This is a genomic window from Sediminitomix flava (assembly GCF_003149185.1).
Taxonomy (GTDB): domain Bacteria; phylum Bacteroidota; class Bacteroidia; order Cytophagales; family Flammeovirgaceae; genus Sediminitomix; species Sediminitomix flava.
Genome location: NZ_QGDO01000001.1, coordinates 510,908 through 530,625, shown reverse-complemented (window position 1 = coordinate 530,625; position 19,718 = coordinate 510,908). Strand labels below are relative to the sequence as shown.

Sequence of the window (19,718 nt, the reverse complement as noted above, 5' to 3'; positions counted from 1 at the left end):
GAAAATTCGCTCATAAATATCGGCTAACGAAATGCGCTAACGAACAACCCATGTATCTTTCAGGAAACACTCACCATTTTTATTGTATCGTTCGCTTGTAGAAAAGAAGAATCCAGCTTCTAAAGCAGCATTTTCATCAGAGTCTGACCCATGGATTGCATTTTTTTGTAAAGACTCAGCATAAAGATTACGGATAGTACCTTCTTTAGCTTTAGTAGGGTCGGTGTCACCAATAAGAACTCTGAAATCTGAAACGGCATTTTCTTTTTCTAAAATCATAGCGAGTACAGGTCCAGATGTCATGTATTTGACAAGATCATTGTAGAAAGGTTTGTCGGAAAGATGGCTGTAAAAAACTTCTGCTTGTTTGGTTCTTAATTTAACTAGCTTCATAGCTTCAATTCTAAAGCCATTTTCTGTGATCTTAGTAAGAATAGGTCCTATGTTTTCTTGATTTCGTTCACCAGGTTTGATCATTGTAAAGGTGATTTTTCCGTATAGTGTTTTTTGGTCACTCATAGTTTTAGCTTTAGGGTTTAAGTTTGGGGATTGGGTTCAAAAAATCTCGATCAAAAAGAGAAGTCATCTTGATCGAGATTTTATTTATCAGTTATATATAGTGAGATACTAAGAAAATCACTTAAAGATTAACTAAAGAAATCAATTGCTAAGCTGCAAATAAAAACAAGTAATCCTGCTGCAAGTATAGCGAAGATACCATATCCTATAACATCTTTAATAGTTGAATGAAGTTTAGGATCAGAACTGTTAAAGCTAGAAGACTTATTCATTTTCCATTTTCTGCTGGTACCTGTAGGTTTATATCTGCTGCTTGCGACCAAATCAATTACCATCTGAAAATCTTGCTTGAGTTCAATGTCAGATTGCAGTTTTTTGAGGAATAGTTTTTCTTCAGACGCATCTAATCGATTGCTCAAGTATTGATCTATAATAACTATATTTTTAAGACTAAACTTTTCTATTGTTTTCATGGCAAGCAGTAATTAAAATGAGTTAGTTGTACGCGAGATATTTTAGGAGGTTAGACATTTTAAGCCTTTATAGCTGACTATAACATATCTTATAATACAATCGTAATTTGACCAGAACTTGAAATCATATACCCATATTTTCATATCTCTTTATAAGTGAACAAAATATCTTCTTCAATTGCCTAAAATCCCTATCAATTTTATTTTTAAAGATTTACATTCTTCAAATAATATTATATTCTAGCCCCTTTTAGTTCCATAATAGAGTTGTATTGAAGTTATATGAGGATAGGATGTAAGATTATGAGGAAACTTGGCTATTTTCTTTAAGCTTCTGTACGACTTACATTTTGGAGTATGGCTTTCTGATTTTTAGAATTTCACTTCTAGATTTATTACAATAATTTTCGGGTCTAGTCTAACATTGTTGATATATTTGGGTTCTTCTATAAGATTTAACAGTATTATCAATAATGAGAAAGATTTATAGTGTATTCGTGCTTTTAGGAATTGTTTTATTTTCATGTGGTCCTTCATCTGAAGATTACTTCAAGCAAGCACAAGCTAAACTAAACAATGGAGCCTTTAAAGAAGCTAATTCTTTATTAGATGAAGCCATCAAAATTGACAGCTCGGAACCTAAATACTATTTAGCGAAAGGAGCATCTCTTTTTAGTCTTCATGAATACAATAAAGCCTTAGGCTGTTTTGATAAAGCTTTAGCTTTGGATAGTACGAACTACAAGCCATTCTTTAATATTGGAAATATCCACAGAGTAAATAATAATCCTAAAGCAGCATTTGATGCCTATACAAAAGCCATTCAACTAAATTCAGAAGTTTCAGATATTTATCTGAATAGAGCTTTATCTGCCGTTGATTTAGGAGAGAACAAGCAAGCAATTATAGACTTTAATCAAGCTCAAGTGCTTAACCCTAAAGATCTAAGAGTATTATACTATAAGGGAAAAACACAAATGGCTTTGATGCAATTTAAAGAGGCTATCAATAGCTTTGATGCTTACCTAAATTTGGATAAAACCAATCCTGAGGTATACTATTTCTTAGCAGGTTGTAAGACCGCTTTATCAGGAAATGCTGATGATGAGGTCTGTAGTTTACTAAAAACTGCTGCAGAAATGGGATATCCTTTAGCTGCGGATGATTTTAGTGAACATTGTCAATAGAAAAAAGGCTATCCTGATTTATCTGAGGATTATTCTTATAAAAGGTAAATTTCTGATTTGTAAGAGTAAACTGATAATGGAAACCTTGCCATAAGCTTTCAGACTCTTTAAGTACAATTTCTCGGAGTAAAAGGGAATCGGGAGTTTGAGTGTAAATGAAATAACTGCTTTCTTCAAGATCTTGATTGTAAAAGAATAAAAGATCTTGGGAAGGCAGTTTTTTTATGGGAATACTTGGGTAAATGAAATTAGAATATCTAGACCAACCCTCAATATGACCATCTCTAAAAAATGCGATATTAGCCGTATCTTTTTTATAATACTCTCCTACAATAGTGTGGTAGTTAAATAATTTTGCCAATTCTAAAGGTATCTGAAACGTACCATGTTCAAGACTAGATGAAATTTTTGTAAAACTAGTCACATCACCATTTTTATAGACTTGTATTTTAGAAGGATCTTTTTTGTCAAAGGTAATTGAAACTCTCGTTGCTCTAGAAGAAAGCCCTCTCAGTAAATCTGAGTTAGGAAAGAATCTTAAAACTGTAATATCTTGATTGTATGAAGTATCTAGAAGAGTACAACGAATAGTGTAGTCTTCTTCATCTAATGAATCAAGGTATAATCCTACATATTTCTGAACAGAGTTTAATGAATGTTTGGGAGAACGTGTATTCAATAAAGTCTCAAGTACAAGTTCTTCAATCCAAAAGCCACTCAACTGATTAACCCTTTTTTTCTCAGATTCAAAGCAGGAAGTACTTAATAGGATCAGTAAAACAAGAAATATAGTTTGTTTGATAGTCTTCACGCAGTATTCTATAAGTAGAAAATCATTTTGCATTTAGAAAAGATGCGTACAACCAAACAACAGATAAACCCCTCGTAAGAATTGACTACGTAATAATTAAAGGACTTTTTTTCTGTATAAAACAGGATGATTTCTAGAGCTTTTTGAGATTGATTTGTGAAAAAAAGTAAAAAAAATATTTTTGTAGATAAACATTTCTCTAAAGCTCTCGTATAACTGAGTATACATCGTTTAAAATCAGAGTCTTATTAATTTTATTATTGAAAATGACAAAACTTACTAAATCTTATACCGATAAAAAAATATTTGGAGTTTGTGGTGGGTTAGCAAAGTATTTCAACGTGGATGCAACGCTTATTAGAATCGGTTTTGCGGCTGCATTAATCGTTGGATTTGGCTCTCCGTTATTAATCTATGTTTTGATGGGCCTATTGATGCCAGATGAAGAATACTTTTAAGCCAGATAACCCACTAGTTTAGCGAATAAGCTAGAACCGTCTATTACACCTCTCCACTAGATAGCTGTCAACACCCTGTTGACAGCTATTTTTTTATTTTATGCCTTAAATTATTAAAGCTTATTTTCCTTTGTTTGAATCTATTGATAATCAATCTACTTCATTTCTTCTGAAAAACGATTTTGCGATATTCTTCGCGTTTTTTAGAATATTAAAAGCTCATTCTACCCCATACATTTGTAATCAAGAAATCGAAACATAAAGAATATCAGATAGATATATCTAAAAAATATAAATAGTATTTAACCTAATTTATTAGATCTATCGAAATACGATTAACCTAGTTTATTCAATCTATAGTAATCAAAATCTATTTTCATACCCTTACCCATATCAAGTGAAATCTTACGAGTCAGGTACTACTTTTTGAGAAGTACCTGACTTTTTCTAATAAAAAAGCACTGATTAACTAGAAGTTAATCAGTGCCAAGTAACAAACACTCTAATTTATTTTATTTTTTCATTGAGGCCTGTTTAACCATTCTAAGTGTTTCCTGTTTATGTCCATAGTTTAATTGTATTGAATATGTTCCATCAGGAAGTAGAGATGTATCTATCTCGCTTGAATTAGGCGCAATAATAGCATTCATAACAGGCATTCCTAAGTTGTTATAGATGACGACTTGTACTTCACTTTTAGTTTTTAGCCTGAGGTTTTTAACCGAAACTTTACTAGAAGTAGGTACAGGGTATAGCAGTAAGTTTTTAAAAGTTTCATTTACCCTCAAGGCGTAAACAGTTGAATATTCATAGCTTCCATCTAAGTCAACTTTCTTTAATCGATAGAAATTGATTCCCATAACAGGTTCTGTATGTAAGAAGTCATAAGCTCTTATTATCTCACTAGAACCACTAGCCTCCTCAATTCCGATATTTTTAAAGTTTATACCATCATGACTATGCTGAACTTCAAAGTATGAGCTATTGATTTCACTTGCCGTCTCCCAATTTAATACAACACCTAAATCCATTTCTTTTGCATAAAAGCTGATCAGTTCGCTAGGCATAGGAGGGCCACTTGGTGGAGGTGTTTGTTCTTCACACTCACGACAAACTTCTATTTTACAAGCTCCATTACTTTCTCTTTTATATTTCCAGAACTTGAAATAGACTAACTTTTGATCTCCATTAGCTTGAATAGGGCCTCCTTTCGTACCGTAGCCGTCCGTAAATGGGTCTGAACAAGAGATATGAATAGGTGTAGTACTTAAAGAGTCATCAACAACTACATCATTTCCACTCTGAATTGTACCTGTGACTAGAGTTATAAATCCGAATTCATTCTCAAATGCCATTTCATAACTTCTATATTCATTGATAGACTCGTCGGTATGAAAATCTTCTACAAAACCATCATTTAGGTCATCATTAGGGTCATTTAGGTCGTCTGGTGTCAAGCAATCAATTTCACATTGTTTGACTTTAACAATTCCGTCTCCTTTATCTTCATACTCCCAAACATTTATGATGTTTATTTGGGGATGAGTACCTTGAATAGGGAACTTTCCATCAAAACTGTAACCTGTTTCGAAATTATCTTTACCACATTCATACTCAAACTCTTCTCCATCTACATCAAACTTTTTCTTTGTAGTCGTTCCTTGAACGATTGTGAGGTTGACATTTCCAGGGTCTTGAGTTACACTAAATCCTTCCGCAGTAAAACTATCGATGATGTCTTGATCTAGGTTTGCTAGTGATGTGTTGAATTTTACAAAAACACTAAGGTACTTGTCTTCTGCTATATTTTGTGCGGGGTTAGGATCATTGGTCTCAGGGCAGAGTAATGGAATATTATCGCAAGATTTTTTCAGTTCACAATTTCCATCTTTATCTCTTTGGTATTCATAGATTTCATACATTGTCACTTTTGGGTGTCCAGCATCTTGATTTGGGAAACGACCGTCTGAGTCACTATATCCGTCAGGGAAGTCATCAGAACAAGACAAATGTAGGTTATAGTCATCATCACCGTCGTTAATCGGTAAATCATTTCCACCTCCCCAAATTCCTTTTACTTCTACTGAATCTCCCATTATATCTGGGTTACCTTCACCATCAACTCTTGTAATCATGACATTGTCTAGTTGATTGGAAAAAGAATTTTCTATATCAGTTGTGAACTCTCCGTTTGTATCATCAAAGATGAATTTTATACTAAAATATTCTTCTGTGTAAATGGTATTTACGTTTTCGTCTCCATCTACAGGACAATTTAATGGGGCGTTGTCACAAGTTTTATCTAGTTCACAATTCCCATCTTTGTCAGATGTATATTTAAAGATTTTATACATCAGGACTGGGGGGTGATCTTCATCTTCTTGTGGGAAACGATCATCATTATCGCTAAAACCTCCATCAAAATCTTCAGAGCAAGATAGGTGCAGATTGTAATCAGATGTGCCGTCATTAATTGGTAAATCATTACCATCATCCCAAACTCCTTTGACGAGAATAGAATCGCCCATAGGGTCTTGATTTCCATTTCCATCAATTCTGATGATCATCTCATTTTCAAGTTGAGCCTCGAAAGAATCTTGTATATCTTGAGTGAATTCGCTGTCTGAATCGTCAAAAATAAATTCAATACTGTAATACTCATCTACAAAACTTGTATTGACATTATTATCGCCATCAACAGGACAATTTAATACCTCTAAAGGGTCTGTTATGTTGGAGCATTCCTTATTTAATTCACATAAACCATCACCATCTTCTTTATACTTGAAGATCATGTAGTTCGCTACGGCAGGATGATTCACGCCATTCTTATTTGGAAAGCGATCACTATCTGTACTGTATCCTTCATCTTCAAAGTCTTCTGAACAAGATAGGTGCAGATTGTAATCGGATGTGCCATCATTAATTGGTAAATTATTATCTCCACCCCAAATTCCTTTTACCTCTACTGAATCTCCTAGTGCATTTGGTTGGCCTGTTCCATCTACTCTTGTAATCATTACATTATCTAGATTGGACGTGAAGCTATTTTCAATTGCCGATGTCAATTCTGCTGTTTTAAATATAAAGACAATACTTCTATACTCATCTGAATAGATTGTATTAACATTTGGATCATCAGTGTCTGGGCAATTTAGAGGTGCATTGTCACAAATATCAGTCAATTCACAAATACCATTATTTGACCTTTCATACTCAAAGATTTTGTACATCGTAAGTTGTGGGTGTCCTGCATCTTCATTTGGAAAACGATCATCTCCACTGGCATATCCTCCCTCAAAGTCTTCAGAACAAGAGATGTGAATATTGAAATCAGGGAGTACAGGAATATTATTTCCTCCATTCCAAGTTCCTAATAAAGTATCGGGGTCACTTGGAACTGCATTTTTCAGTTCAAAAGTAGGATTAGCATTAAGGAACGCACTGATGTCTGGTAAAGGTGTTGCAAAGATAAATTCAACACTAGTGTATTCATCAGTAAAAGTTGTGTTGGTATTGTTATCACCAGCTACAGGGCAATTGATCGGTTGATTATCACATACATCGACAAGTTCACAATCGTCTCCATCAATTTCATATTCGAATATTCTCCAAGAAATTACGGAAGGATGTCCAGCCATTTCATTTGGAAATCGGCTTGCATTTTCTGAGTAACCATTAGGGAAATCATCAGAACAGGAAATATGTAAGTTATAATTTGAAAGTACTGGAATATCATTTCCACCCGTCCAGAGACCTACCAATGTGTCTGGATCACTTGCTTCAGCATTTTTTAATTCAAATTCTGGGAAATCTACGAGAAAGTCAGAAATATCTGGAAAGGAATTCATACTGACATCAAAGATGAATTCGATACTTCTATAATCTTCATCAAATACGGTATTCAAGTTTGGATCGTTGCTATCTCTACAATCAGGAATTTGAGCAATTGAAGGAGTGCTCAGTCCGATTGAGAGCAGGAAGAGGCAACAGACTAATAAGCCTGATGGTAAATGAAGTTTCATGGTTAATTGTAATAAATAGGTTATAGAATTAGTGAGAGCTTCTTTTGTGCAGAGAAGCGTAAAGTTAGTGTTGGTTTTTACTTTGGTTTAAGTGGTTTTTAGGTTAATGTACTTTACTTGTATTTTGATGTAATTAGGGCTAATTGTAATAGATAGTGTATGTTTTCATCCCTTCAATGTGAAAGCAGTCTTATTCGTTCAGATTATAGGAAGCTCTATCGTATGTTCTTAAAAAAGTGACACAAGTAAGAATATAAGGTCAATTTTGATTTCTGTAAGTTTCTCAAGCCCAACTATCTTACATCTTTCAGACCTCCTTTCCTATTTTTTTGTTCTAGAATTGGATACCAATTGTTCTAACGAAAGAATTAAGAAAATGAAAAAGCTACTATCCATTCTTACTTTCAGTTTTGTACTACTATTTATAGCCAATACAACGGTATATGGGCAATTCGATAAGTTTATCAAGAAAAAATCTAAGGATGCTAAAAATGCTGCTGTCAATTCAGTTTTGGGCGTAGAAGAGGATGAAAATAATAATCAGCAACAACAGAATCAGAACTCGAATAATGGAAATTTTGAGAAAGGACAAAAACTTACCCCTCCAGATATCAATGAACTGATCACTTCTGCCCAGTCTGCTTATGCACAGGAGCAATATTCGAATGCAAGATTTGATATCAAAGAAGCACTAAAAGGAGTAGAGCTAGAAATAGGTTATGAAATTCTTGCTCAAATGCCTGAATCTGCGCATCAGTTATCTTCTAATCCAGAAAATGATGGAGTAGTAAGTACTGGAGTAGGCTTTGTCGGACTCATGGTTTCAAGGTATTATGAAGGAAGTAATAAGCAGATAGCTGCAACTGTAGGAAACAATGCCATGATGAGCGGAATGTATGGAATGATGATGAATTCTGGTTATACAACAAGAGGTACTCAAGCTAAAAATATAACGATTCAAGGGTATCGTGGAAATCTAAGCTTCGATGAACAGAGTACCTATACTTTGGTCGTTCCTTTTGCTCAATCTTCTGTACTTGTCTTAGCGTGTAGTGGTTTTGCAAATGAAGATGAAGTAAGACAAGCGGCTGAAGAATTCAATATCAAAGCTTACGAAGAACTACTTATTGATGATGAAAGTGACAGACGTACAGACTTGACTGGAGATGTTTATTTAAAAACAGCATCTTCAAAATACTCAGAAAAAGACATTGAAGGTTGTCGTTTTGAGTTGCAAAATGCATTGATAGATGTCGATGTGAAAATAGGTAAAATGGTATTGGATATGCTTCCCGACGAGCTTGCGGGCTTAAAGGTTGTGGAAGGGCAAGATGAGCATGTGGCTACCACTGCGGGTTTTGCTGGTGTGTATGTGACCAGAACTTATGCATCGCCCGATAATTCTAAAGTGATAGAATTAAGTCTAATGGATGATTCTCCAATGATGGCTATGGTGAGTAGTTTCTTGTCTAATCCGCTTTTGAGTGGTATGTCGGGACAGAAATCTATAAAAATAGACGGCTACAAAGGAATGTATCAAGTGGAAGAAGGCAGTACACCTTCGGCTACAGATATTAATATACCTAACAATCAATCATTATTCAGTATGCATTTTGTCAATTTCTCAGAAAGAGAAGTGAATGATGCCGCTAACCAAGTACCTGTCGGTAAAATATTTGATGTTACACGTTAAATCATAAATAATGAGAAAAGGTGAATTATATTATGGTGGATGGATGCTGCTGGGCTTTATCACCTACTTCATTAGTATGAAAATGCTGGGGTATTACCACATTTTAGACCTTCGTATTTTCAATGTAATCTTTCACTGTTCGCTTACTTATCTTTCAATGCGACATGATCGGATTGTTTCAGAAAAAGAGTTTGGCTATGCCGATAGCTTTTTTGTAGGTATGCGAACCTCAATGCTCCCTGTGTTTATGTTTTCAGCATTTATGCTCTGCTACCTCAAATTCCTTGATTATGGATTTATGCAGTACATCAAGGAAAATGCACTACTAGGAGACTACCTAACGCCACTTTCTGTATTTGTTGCACTCTTTGCAGAAGGTTTAGCAGCTTCATTTGTAGTGTCTTTTGTTGGTATTCGAGTATTGAAATTGGAAGAAGACAGACATTGGATAAAGCATGTTCATCAGTTTTGATTTATTAGATAAAAAGTAAAGCACTGCTAGTGTTTTAGTTTTTACTTTTAAGGATTAAGAATTCCCCTTTACAAAAATCAGAAATTGTAAAGGGGATTAACTTTTAAGAAAGTTGCATCATGGGAAACTTAGAGATCAGATCGTATCAATCCACAGATAAGGAAAGAGTAGTCGAAATATTCAGAACGAATTGTCCGAAATATTTTGATCCGAATGACGAAGGAGAGTTAGTCGATTTTTTAGAGAATTATACCGATGAAAATTTCCTAGTAGCTCTTTCTGATGGAGTAATTATAGGGTGTTGCGGACATTACACAAAAGCTCAACAGCATGGGATTGCTTGGACATTTTTCGAAAGCAACTCAATTGGGTATAAAGAATTCTTCCGTGTTGTAGATTCATTTTACTCAGAAATCGAAAATAGAATTAAAGCTGAAAATACAGGTTTTACTATTTACATAAACACGACTCAATTGATGGAGCGTCTTTTCAATAAATATGGTTTTAATACGTATGCAGTGATTCCTGATGGATTTGGAGAAGGTTTAGATGAATATAAAATGAAAAAATAATCTCGGATGGGAGTGGAGTTATCTTACATCCAAGATTATTGAAGGTTTAGGCTTTTCGACCAAAACAAGTAGTTTTTCCAATCAATTGACACGAGAGTTTTTCAAAATATGGCGCAGTATCATTTACAGTCTGAATAGCTAGCGTATTAATCTTCTTTACTTTTAGTTCTTCAATAACAGCCTGTAAAAGAGACTGACCAATCCCTTTTCCTTGTTCTTCGTTTACTACCGCCAAATGATGTAAAACAGCATTCTTTTGACTGTCTATAAAATATTCGGCAACTCCAGCAATTGCACCGTCGTGATAAACTGATAGCATTCCAAAGTTTTCATTAGCCAAAAGTTTTTGATGTATTTTATTATAAAAATGGATGACATCAACATCCATAGGCTCAAACTGACTAGCTAATACATATGCAAAATCAATGACTCCTTGTTTATCAACTACAGCGCTAGTCTCATATTTTGCTTCTTCAATTGGGCTGTTGTCTTTTATTTCAAGCAAAAAACTGTGATTAGTTTCTAAGACTTGCAGGTTTTCTTCTTCCAAGAACTTTGTTAAGTCATCAGATATTAGTTCATCATGAATTCTCAATTCAAAGTTTCGAAGACGATTTTCATTAAAGTCCATAGCTTCTTTAAGTTTAGAAAGCTCTAAACCTTCATTAGAATGCAATTGGATAATATTGAAAATTGATTTTTTAAAACCACTATCTAAATAGCTCAGTTTTTCTTCTTCTAAAATTCGCATGAGTGGAGATGAGTTGCCAAATAAGGCTAATCGTTCTAGCGAATTGTTATTTATATCTGTCAGTTTCATTTATTCTATTTTTTGAGAGCACAAAAATAAGGCTTTTTCTTTATTTCCTCATTTAACTCAAATTCTTAGATTAAAACTTGATACCGATCGGTATTTTTCTTTCATTTGGATATTCATTACTCTAAATCAACTCGATTGAAGGCCGTAAAAGAAAATACGAAAGATTACATTTTGCGTACAGTAGCCCCAATTTTCAATAAGAAAGGCTATGTAGCTACAAGTTTATCGGACTTGGAAAAGGCTACTTCTATGACCAAAGGAGCGATTTATAGAAACTTTAAGAGTAAAGAAGATTTGGCGGTACAAGCTTTCAAATACAATATAAAACTTGTCTTAGCTCCACTTTCAATTCTTTTGAGTGAGGAAAAATCTGCAACTAAACGGCTTCAAATTCTAACAGATTATTACAGAAACTATCTGGATAAAACCGATAATTTAGGTGGTTGTCCTTTGATTAATATCGGAATTGATACTCATTTTACCAATCCAGAACTTTTCAGAATGGCTCAGAAAGCAGGAACAAACTTGAGAGGTGATCTGAGAAAAATATTGGAAGATGGAATAGCGCAAGATGAGTTTAGAGAAAGTATTGAAGTAGAGATTGTCGCTCAGAATTTATTCTCTATGATAGAGGGAAGCATTTTTGTTGCTACGCTTCATGAAAGTAATGATTATGTGACAAGCATGATGGATCATATTGATTATTTAGTCCAATACGATTTTAAGAAATAAAAAATTTTACCTAAAAAGATACCGATCGGTATCAATGAAAATTTATCAGACAATGCCACAGATAGAGCAAAAAGTAGAAAAGAAGAAAATACCATTGAATTTCAGAATCATAAGATGGTTATTTCCAAAGGTTGAAAAGATATCGCTTAGCCTTTCAGGTAAAATGTTCGTTTACTTTTTCTTCAAAGTATTCCGATTACCGATCAATTCAAGAGATAAAGCACTTTTAGATCAAGCAAAACAACAGACTTTAAAGATTAATGGCTATGATATTCAAGTGTATGTGTGGGGAGAAGGAAAGCCGATTTTACTTGTACATGGCTGGATGGGGAAAGTGAGTCAGTTTTCAAAATTCATAGAAAAATTTACGCAAGAAGGCTATGCCTGTATTTCATTTGATTTGGTAGGACATGGAAAGTCTGAAGGAAACAGAACGCATCTTTTAGAAGCTTCTGAGTTGATTCTTGAAATACAAAAACAGTTTGGTGATTTTGAAATGGTAGTAGGACATTCTTTAGGCGGAGTAGCTTCACTTTTGGCGCTCACGAAACGTAAATTCTCAAAAAAGTTGATGATGATCGCAAGTCCTGCTATCGCAAATGAAATATTGGATGGCTTTTGTAGAAACGTAAATGCTTCAAATAAGAATTATCCTTATTTCCTTTCTTGGGTTCAAAATCAATTGGGCAGGGATTTTTATTCTTTTGAAGCGAAACAACTAGTCGAAAAAATAGAGGGAGTAGATTTGCTTTTGGCTTATGATACAGATGATGATCAAGTATCTGAAGAGAATCCGAAAGTGATGAAACAGAGTTATCCTTCTGCAAAAGTGATTTATACTTCTGGCTTAGGTCATAACAAAATAGTAAGAGATGAAAGTGTGGTATCAGCAGCTTATGATCACTTGACGAAAAGTGAAAATAGTACAGCTCCGATAGAAAAGAAAGTAGCTGCAATTTAGTAGGCTTTGTAACATAGATTACAAAAGAACAATCTATAACTATTATCTTTGCTCAATTATATCAAAGGCGGATAACAATTAGAAGTTGATGAAAATCGAGATGCAATCTATTTATTTCAGAATCAGATACGGATGGAACATCACACGTTTACTCTTTATCCTTGTCGGATTATTGATACTAATTCAAGGAATAGTAGATAGGTTTTATATCGGAATACCCGTAGGCGCTTATGTCTTTTTAAAAGGGTTATTAGCATGGGGATGTGGATCTGCTTCTTCTAATTGTGATGTAACACAAAGAGGGAAAGAATAAACACTTTAATAGATACACTATTTTTTATGAAACTACTTATTTTAAAATTCTCACTCATTTTTCTTTTACTGAGCAGTTGTTCAGATGCCCAAACACAAGCAGATTTTCAACATTTAGATGCTAAATCTTTTCAAACAGCTTTAGCAAATGCAAAAGATGCACAGTTGATTGATGTTCGTACACCTGAAGAAGTAGCGAAGGGAACGATTGAGAATGCTAAAAATATCAATTGGTTTGATAACTTCAACGAACAAGCTAAACAACTAGATACATCAAAACCTGTGTATCTTTATTGTAGAAGTGGGGCAAGAAGTACAAAGGCTGCCAAACGTTTAGTCTCTTTAGGTTTTGAGGAAGTTTATGAACTTGATGGAGGTCTTGGGAAATGGATGGCTGCAGATTTTCCAGTAGTAAGACCAGCCCAAAAAGATGCTTTGTCAATGGCTGATTTCCAAAAAATGATTGACAGCGATAAATTGGTTCTTGTTGATTTTTATGCGGAGTGGTGTGGACCTTGTAAGAAAATGGCTCCATATTTAGCAGAAATTAAAAAAGACCACGCAGACAAGGTTGTTGTGGTAAAAATAGATGCAGATGCAAATCCTGAGCTTTGTAAAGAGTTTAATATTACAGCTCTTCCTGTTTTGCAATTATATGATAAGAAAGAAAAAACGTGGGAACACCTTGGGTATATCGATAAGGAAGGAGTAATGGAAAAGCTAGGGCTATAAAATTACTTAAAGTTATAAAATGAATAGGGGGCTTAGAGAATTGAAAATTCTGGAAGCCCTCTATTTTTTTAGTTAAAAAGCAAAGACCAAATCTAAGGTCATACCTACAATAGGGTCGTGCGTTTGAAAACAGTAACCTGGTGACACAGTAAATCCTGTACTCCAATGCGAATCAATAGAGTAAGCCAGACCAGACTGAACAATTAGGTTTGTTTCCCATTCATTTTCACCTTCTTCAGAAGGCGCCATTTTACTTTCGTGAACACCGATTTCTGAATTCATGTGTTCTTTCTCAAAACCAAAGCTCGTACCTACTCCAAAAAATGTCCCAAACTTAGAATGTCTAAATGGTAATTCGCGGACTAGAACAGCAGCATAGTGGTGTCCTGTAAATTCTACAGTACCTTGAAACTTCGTTAAATGAGCAAAATAAACTGAACCAGTAAACTCAAAATGGTTTGCATCGTTGTAAGACATTTCTAGTTCAAAGTGGTGTTCTTGATGATCTGCTTCTTCAACTTTGTTGGTACTCTGCTTTTTGTCTTTGTCTCGATCTCCTGCAAAAAGTAGGGTCGGAATCAGAGAAAAAAGCGCTACATAGAATAGGCTAATTGTTCTCATGAAGCTTGTTTGTTATTACAGATGGATTAATTGTTATTAGTCCACAAATATAAAATCTGTTAAAGTCACTTCGTAATTCGCCTTAACTAGAAATTACAAACAAATCTTAAAAGAAACATTTATTCACAATGTTTGGGAAACATCACAAACCATAAAAAATGAAATGCTAGACAGGCTACTTTTTGTGCCTTTTTATTTGGTTTTCATTGGTCAGAAATTCTTCCCACAAATCTTCTATATGAAGAGAGAGTATTTCTTCAATACTCGTATAAATCCGATAAATCCACATCTTTTTCATCTGTATTACAGTTTCATGACAATAGAACATTTTTCTTAAAAAGAAAGGTTCTAAGGGTTTTGGTAAACGCTAGATTAGGAATTTATAATTTTCGTTTGATAAAGTGCTTAAGATCAATTTTTATTAAAAAAAGTTGTTTGTGATCTCCAACTTTTAGTTGTATTCTAATTGATTAATGAAAAGGGAAACAGTCTTAGTAAGCATTTTTGAAAGTTAAGTAACGTATTAATACAAAAAAGCATCAGCCCGATTCAGAACTAATGCTTTGTATAATATTAAGAAGCTATTGTAGCTATTTTTTTCTTTTCTCAGGATCAAAAATTGGAATATAATAACCCACCGAAATATCGAAAGAAAGGTCATTAGAAATGTAAGCAGACTGTTGGACAACACGTTCCAAGGTGTTAGTTACTCCAAAATAAACGCGTCCTTCCAATTGAAATGCCCCTATTTTAGTTGGGAAGAATAAACCTCCGCCTCCTACGATTCCAAATCTAAAATCATTGGCTTTTCGAGTGGCATAATCAAAGGCTTGGGCTTCTAGACCGGGAGGGAGTTGAACTCCTGTGTTTGTAATCGGAGTCTCATTTTCATCGAGTGTTTCTCCAAGTAAAAATTCGGCATAAACTCCTATGTTTAAGAAGGCATTTAAAGGGCCTAAGTGCGTGTGCAAATCACCTAATGCATTCAATTGAAAGTAATCCAATTGTCTTCTGTAAAGCTCGGCACCACCTGAAGTTTCAGTAAAACCTTTTTCGGCATACCCCGCTTCCAATACCAAACCAGAAAAGTCATTGTAAAGGTATTTAATGGCAAACTGCCCACCTACAGTATTTTCAATTTGTGTGGAAACAGTTGGTGAAAAAATGACTGAAGGAAGTACAACAGTTCCTTTACCGCCTATATACAACTGAGCTTGTACACTCAATGATGAAATTAATAGTCCAAAAACAATTAGAAGTTTTTTCATTAGTAATCGCTAATGTATCTTTCTTTTTTCTTTAAAAGACAAAATTAGAAGGAATTTTTGGATTTGCACGATCTGAGGAATGATTCGTATGAAAACCTTATTTCAAAATATCTTTTCGGAAGTAATTGGTAAGAATGTAAACGTACAAAGTTTTCAAAGTTTGAGTGGCGGTTGTATCCATCAGGCTTATAGCGTACGTACCAATCAAGGAGCATTTTTCATCAAGTTGAATGAGAAAAATAAACTTGATATGTTCCAAAAAGAAGAACATTCGTTGGATGCACTTCGTAGTAATTCAGGCTTGATAATCCCTCAAGTAGTTACAGTCGGTCAGTTTGAGAATTATGCTTACTTTATTTCGGAGTTCATAGAAAGAGGACAAGCTTCAAAAAAGTACTTTGAACATTTGGGTACAGGATTGGCTGAATTACATCAGGTAAGCAATAAGAATTATGGTTGGAAAGAAGATAATTATATCGGTGAGTTAGTTCAGAAAAATAAAGAAACAGAATTGTGGTTAGATTTCTTTTTTGAACAGCGTTTACAGCCTCAGTTTGAATTAGCAATTCGAAACCAGTTAATTTCAAGTTCATACTTAGGGCAATTGGAAAGGCTAAAACTTAAGTTGGAAGATTATTTTCCGAAAGAAAAGTCTTCTTTGCTACATGGCGATTTGTGGTATGGAAATACCTTAGCCAGCCTTGATGAAAAAGCAGCCTTGATTGATCCTGCCGTTTATTATGGACATAGAGAAATAGAGCTTTCCTTTATGAAACTATTTGGAGGGTTCGATGCGAGTTGTTTTGAAGCATATCATGAAGTTTACCCTTTGGAATCGAACTGGGAAGATCGGATGAGTATTTATAATATGTACGCTTTGATGGTACATACAAACCTTTTTGGCAAACATTACTTTGAAGAAGTGAAACAAACTTTATCTTTATTTGCTTAAACAAGAAAATACAGATTACATTTGTATAAATTCTAAAAAACAATCCCATTAGAGAAAATGCAGATTTTTGTGTCCAAAAAATATTGTTGTCCGTATTGTTGTTATTGAGTTAACCCAAATTCTCAATAACCATCATTTTTATTTTCATTTCTAAACACAAATATTTTGGATTGCAATATTAACAACGAACAAATCATTCTTCACCACATTAAGAAGAATAAGTGCAATTTTCCGAATAAGATGCCTTCACTGAGCAAGACTCATGAATTCATAGATGATATATTCTCTTTTCTTTTCCCGGTGATCAAAGGAACTGAAATGGATCAGTTGGAAGGAGAAGTAGAGCTTAGTAAGCTTCAAGGAAAAATGACAGAGCTATTGCTCCCTATGCGAGATCATTTCAAATTGGATATAAAACAAGTATGCTGTGCTTTCTTTGAGGATTTACCCGAAATCTACATTCGTTTGATAGACGATGCAAAAGCAATATTGGAAGGTGACCCTGCTGCTTATTCTATTGAAGAAATTGTGTTGGGTTATCCTGGCTTCTTTGCGATTGTCGTTCACCGAATTGCAAATCAACTTTACAAACAGGAGGTACCTTTAATTCCTCGATTGTTCTCTGAGTATGCACATTCTAAAACTGGAATTGATATTCACCCAGGAGCCACTATTGGAGATTATTTTTGCATAGATCATGGTACTGGAGTTGTAATTGGAGAAACGACTGTGATCGGTAATAATGTTAAAGTTTACCAAGGGGTTACACTTGGCGCTTTGAGTGTGGAGAAAAAGTTTGCGAAGTCGAAACGTCATCCAACTATTGAAGATAATGTTGTGATTTATGCGGGTAGTACCATCTTAGGAGGAAAAACCATTGTAGGACATGATACCATTATTGGAGGTAATGTGTGGTTGACGGACAGTGTAGAACCCTATTCTATTGTCTATCATAAGAGTGAAGTGAAAGTAAGGAAAAACGAGACGTCACAGTTTTAAATATAAAAAGCCAATGGTTTTAGTACCATTGGCTTTCTTTTTACTTTATATATATTCAATTTCTTCGGCTACTGTTGCACTCAAATTTATTCCCATTACAAGAAAATCATCAACTTGGAAAACACCTCTACTCATCCAATTTTCCATTTCAAATTTTAAAAGTTCTTGCTGTTCACCCAAAGAGTAATGATGAATTTTGTATAAGAAATCTCTGAACTTTTTATAGTTGTATTTTTTGTTTCTAGCTCCTCCCAACTGGTCTTTGTACCCGTCACTGTACAAGTAAATCATGGTCTCTTCATCAGTTAGTGAGAAGATGACAGAATCGAAAGGTTTAAGGTTATGGGTAGAAGAATCTCCAACAAAACGACGATTACCTCTGATATATTCAAGTTGAGGATGTCCTTTTTCATCTTTTCTGACCATAGTGAGGTCATGTTTTGCCCCTGCAAATTTGAAGATGTTCTTCTTAGGGTTGTGAGCGACAATGGAAATACTCATTCCATTGAAATCGGCAATAACATTGGAGCGTAAAAGGTCTTTGAATTGCTTATCCAAGTATTCCAAAATTTCACCAGGATCACATATTTCTTGACGAACAATTACTTCTTCCAAAAGACTAAAACCTAACATAGAAATAAGCCCACCTTGTGCGCCATGTCCCGTGGCATCGCCAACTACTGCAATTTTATAGTCTTTACATTCACCTACATAGTAGAAATCACCCGAAATGTATTCGAGTGGTTTGAAGAACACAAAACTGCCATTTCCTACCGTTTCCAAAATTTCTTTACTAGGGAAAACCTGTTGTTGGAAATCCCCTGCTTGACTCATGGAACTGATAGTTTGTTCATATTCCACCACTTTATCACCCGCTTGTTGTTGGCTTTCTTCCTGCAATTGGAATTTTCGTTGCCAAAAACGCCAAGTGAATGCAAAGCCAAAAAAGACGATAAAAGATGTGATGAAAAGGCTTAAGTAAACTTCTGTTTTGAAGAGTGTAAAACCATAGCCTTTTATCATGGCTTCAGATACACCTTCTTTTACAATTTCTTCTTTCTCTTTTTCGAGTTGAGCTATTTCGTGGTCTTTTTGTTCGAGCTCTTGTTGAACTTTCAAACGTTCAAGTTCTTGAAGTTTTTCTAGGTTAAGTAAGGAGTCTTGAAATAGGTTGGCTTGCTTTTCAAATTGAAATGCTTTTTCATAATTGCCTAAGTGTTGGTAAACTTCTGCAAGGGCTTTGCTAGCATCTAGTTCTTGTTCTAAAAGGTTAGATTCTTCTGCTAAAGCCAAACCTTTGATTGTCCAAGTTTCAGCTTCAGTGTAATTCTTTTTGAGCAAATGGTATTCCCCTAGTCCTACGGTATAAAAGGAAAGGGCATAATTATCTTTGTATTTATCTAAGCCTTCTATGGCTTGATTGAGGTATAAATAGGCTGAGTCTAGGTTTTGAAGTTTAAGGTGAGATAAACCAATATTGCCTAGGTTATAATAAGATAGGCGTTCTTTACCTACTTCTTGTGCAAGTTTAAGACCTAAGTGAGAGTAATGAAGAGCGGAGTCATATTGAAGTAATAAGTAAAAGTTGTCACCAATATTACTAGTCGCAATACTTTCTCTTTTTTTATCTTTGAGTTTTTGATAAAGACGTCTTGTCTGTAGGTCACATTCCAATGCTTTTTTATAATCTTTTTGAGAAGAATAAATAAAGCTTAAAGAATGAAGGGTATTAGCTTGTCCTTTTAGATGATTAACTGCCCTAAAATATTTTAAAGCATCATTATGATAATGAAATGCATCAACTAACTTTCCTAGTTTGGCATTGCCTCTACCAATAACTAGATTACCATAACCTTGTAATATAAACGTCGTATCAGAATTAATATGATTCGAAAGTTCCAAAATCTTATGGCCTAAACTTATCTTCTCTAAACCGTTTGATGTTTTTCCTGCTTCTTTGTAATATTTATGATAGAGATGTATATACTCAAATTTCATTTGAGCATAAGTTGATTTTAAAAAAAAACATTGGACTAAAAAAAATATAATAAGTTGCAGTCTCATTAGTTTTTATGTAAAGGGTCTCTATGATTTTATAGAGACCTTTAATA

20 protein-coding genes are annotated in these 19,718 nt (G+C 34.4%); 11 read left to right on the top strand and 9 right to left on the bottom strand.

Features of this window, described 5'->3' with window-relative positions:
* Positions 1-36 precede the first annotated feature (36 nt).
* Both ndk and BC781_RS01990 read right to left on the bottom strand, forming a co-directional pair.
* On the bottom strand, positions 37-519 hold the full coding sequence (gene ndk, locus BC781_RS01995) for a nucleoside-diphosphate kinase (RefSeq protein WP_109615575.1): 483 nt from the start codon (positions 517-519) through the stop codon (positions 37-39).
* A 128-nt stretch (positions 520-647) separates the two neighbouring features.
* Positions 648-992 carry a hypothetical protein gene (locus tag BC781_RS01990; protein WP_109615574.1) on the bottom strand — a complete coding sequence of 115 codons (345 nt, stop codon included), beginning with the start codon at positions 990-992 and terminating at the stop codon, positions 648-650.
* A 473-nt stretch (positions 993-1,465) separates the two neighbouring features.
* Between BC781_RS01990 and BC781_RS01985 the strand changes: the two genes are divergently transcribed.
* The gene (locus tag BC781_RS01985) at positions 1,466-2,179 is read left to right on the top strand and encodes a tetratricopeptide repeat protein (RefSeq protein WP_109615573.1); all 714 of its coding nucleotides are present in this window, start codon (positions 1,466-1,468) and stop codon (positions 2,177-2,179) included.
* Here the strand turns inward: BC781_RS01985 and BC781_RS01980 are convergent.
* Positions 2,160-2,900, bottom strand: coding sequence for a hypothetical protein (locus BC781_RS01980; protein ID WP_146201599.1), 741 nt, complete (start codon positions 2,898-2,900; stop codon positions 2,160-2,162). The two genes, BC781_RS01985 and BC781_RS01980, sit on opposite strands and share 20 nt — an antisense overlap.
* A 356-nt stretch (positions 2,901-3,256) precedes the next feature.
* On the opposite strand from BC781_RS01980, the gene BC781_RS01975 reads away from it, so the two are divergent.
* Positions 3,257-3,448, top strand: a complete 192-nt coding sequence (locus tag BC781_RS01975; protein WP_109615571.1) for a PspC domain-containing protein — start codon at positions 3,257-3,259, stop codon at positions 3,446-3,448.
* A 512-nt stretch (positions 3,449-3,960) separates the two neighbouring features.
* On the opposite strand, the gene BC781_RS01970 is transcribed toward BC781_RS01975, so the two are convergent.
* The gene (locus BC781_RS01970; protein WP_109615570.1) at positions 3,961-7,473 is read right to left on the bottom strand and encodes a T9SS type A sorting domain-containing protein; all 3,513 of its coding nucleotides are present in this window, start codon (positions 7,471-7,473) and stop codon (positions 3,961-3,963) included.
* A gap of 376 nt (positions 7,474-7,849) precedes the next feature.
* Between BC781_RS01970 and BC781_RS01965 the strand changes: the two genes are divergently transcribed.
* The 3 genes from BC781_RS01965 to BC781_RS01955 all read left to right on the top strand — a co-directional run bounded on the left by BC781_RS01965 (position 7,850) and on the right by BC781_RS01955 (position 10,210).
* Positions 7,850-9,166, top strand: coding sequence for a hypothetical protein (locus BC781_RS01965; protein ID WP_146201598.1), 1,317 nt, complete (start codon positions 7,850-7,852; stop codon positions 9,164-9,166).
* 10 nt (positions 9,167-9,176) lie between these two features.
* On the top strand, positions 9,177-9,638 hold the full coding sequence (locus BC781_RS01960; protein WP_109615568.1) for a hypothetical protein: 462 nt from the start codon (positions 9,177-9,179) through the stop codon (positions 9,636-9,638).
* Positions 9,639-9,757: 119 nt separating this feature from the next.
* A complete protein-coding gene (locus BC781_RS01955; RefSeq protein ID WP_109615567.1) occupies positions 9,758-10,210 on the top strand; it encodes an N-acetyltransferase in 453 nt (150 codons plus the stop codon).
* Between the two features lie 46 nt (positions 10,211-10,256).
* Here BC781_RS01955 and BC781_RS01950 read toward each other — a convergent pair whose 3' ends face one another.
* A complete protein-coding gene (locus BC781_RS01950) occupies positions 10,257-11,030 on the bottom strand; it encodes a GNAT family N-acetyltransferase (protein WP_109615566.1) in 774 nt (257 codons plus the stop codon).
* 135 nt (positions 11,031-11,165) lie between these two features.
* Between BC781_RS01950 and BC781_RS01945 the strand changes: the two genes are divergently transcribed.
* The 4 genes from BC781_RS01945 (at position 11,166) to BC781_RS01930 (ending at position 13,767) form a co-directional block, all read left to right on the top strand.
* Positions 11,166-11,762: a TetR/AcrR family transcriptional regulator gene (locus tag BC781_RS01945; protein WP_158281373.1), complete on the top strand. Its 597-nt coding sequence runs from the start codon at positions 11,166-11,168 to the stop codon at positions 11,760-11,762.
* A 34-nt stretch (positions 11,763-11,796) separates the two neighbouring features.
* Positions 11,797-12,723, top strand: coding sequence for an alpha/beta fold hydrolase (locus BC781_RS01940; RefSeq protein ID WP_109615564.1), 927 nt, complete (start codon positions 11,797-11,799; stop codon positions 12,721-12,723).
* Between the two features lie 88 nt (positions 12,724-12,811).
* Positions 12,812-13,036 (top strand): hypothetical protein, encoded by a 225-nt coding sequence (locus BC781_RS01935; RefSeq protein ID WP_109615563.1) that lies wholly within the window; start codon positions 12,812-12,814, stop codon positions 13,034-13,036.
* Between the two features lie 26 nt (positions 13,037-13,062).
* Positions 13,063-13,767 (top strand): thioredoxin domain-containing protein, encoded by a 705-nt coding sequence (locus BC781_RS01930; protein WP_109615562.1) that lies wholly within the window; start codon positions 13,063-13,065, stop codon positions 13,765-13,767.
* A 72-nt stretch (positions 13,768-13,839) separates the two neighbouring features.
* Here BC781_RS01930 and BC781_RS01925 read toward each other — a convergent pair whose 3' ends face one another.
* From BC781_RS01925 to BC781_RS01920, 3 genes are all read right to left on the bottom strand, one after another.
* Positions 13,840-14,388 carry a hypothetical protein gene (locus tag BC781_RS01925; protein ID WP_109615561.1) on the bottom strand — a complete coding sequence of 183 codons (549 nt, stop codon included), beginning with the start codon at positions 14,386-14,388 and terminating at the stop codon, positions 13,840-13,842.
* Between the two features lie 175 nt (positions 14,389-14,563).
* On the bottom strand, positions 14,564-14,686 hold the full coding sequence (locus tag BC781_RS25790) for a hypothetical protein (protein WP_262510252.1): 123 nt from the start codon (positions 14,684-14,686) through the stop codon (positions 14,564-14,566).
* Between the two features lie 292 nt (positions 14,687-14,978).
* The gene (locus tag BC781_RS01920) at positions 14,979-15,656 is read right to left on the bottom strand and encodes a porin family protein (protein WP_109615560.1); all 678 of its coding nucleotides are present in this window, start codon (positions 15,654-15,656) and stop codon (positions 14,979-14,981) included.
* Positions 15,657-15,744: 88 nt separating this feature from the next.
* Here BC781_RS01920 and BC781_RS01915 point away from each other — a divergent pair, with 88 nt between their 5' ends.
* Both BC781_RS01915 and epsC read left to right on the top strand, forming a co-directional pair.
* Positions 15,745-16,608, top strand: coding sequence for a fructosamine kinase family protein (locus BC781_RS01915; protein ID WP_158281372.1), 864 nt, complete (start codon positions 15,745-15,747; stop codon positions 16,606-16,608).
* A 165-nt stretch (positions 16,609-16,773) separates the two neighbouring features.
* Positions 16,774-17,607, top strand: a complete 834-nt coding sequence (gene epsC / locus BC781_RS01910; RefSeq protein ID WP_245935563.1) for a serine O-acetyltransferase EpsC — start codon at positions 16,774-16,776, stop codon at positions 17,605-17,607.
* A gap of 45 nt (positions 17,608-17,652) precedes the next feature.
* Here epsC and BC781_RS01905 read toward each other — a convergent pair whose 3' ends face one another.
* Positions 17,653-19,605: a SpoIIE family protein phosphatase gene (locus BC781_RS01905; protein ID WP_158281371.1), complete on the bottom strand. Its 1,953-nt coding sequence runs from the start codon at positions 19,603-19,605 to the stop codon at positions 17,653-17,655.
* Between the last annotated feature and the right edge of the window lie 113 nt (positions 19,606-19,718).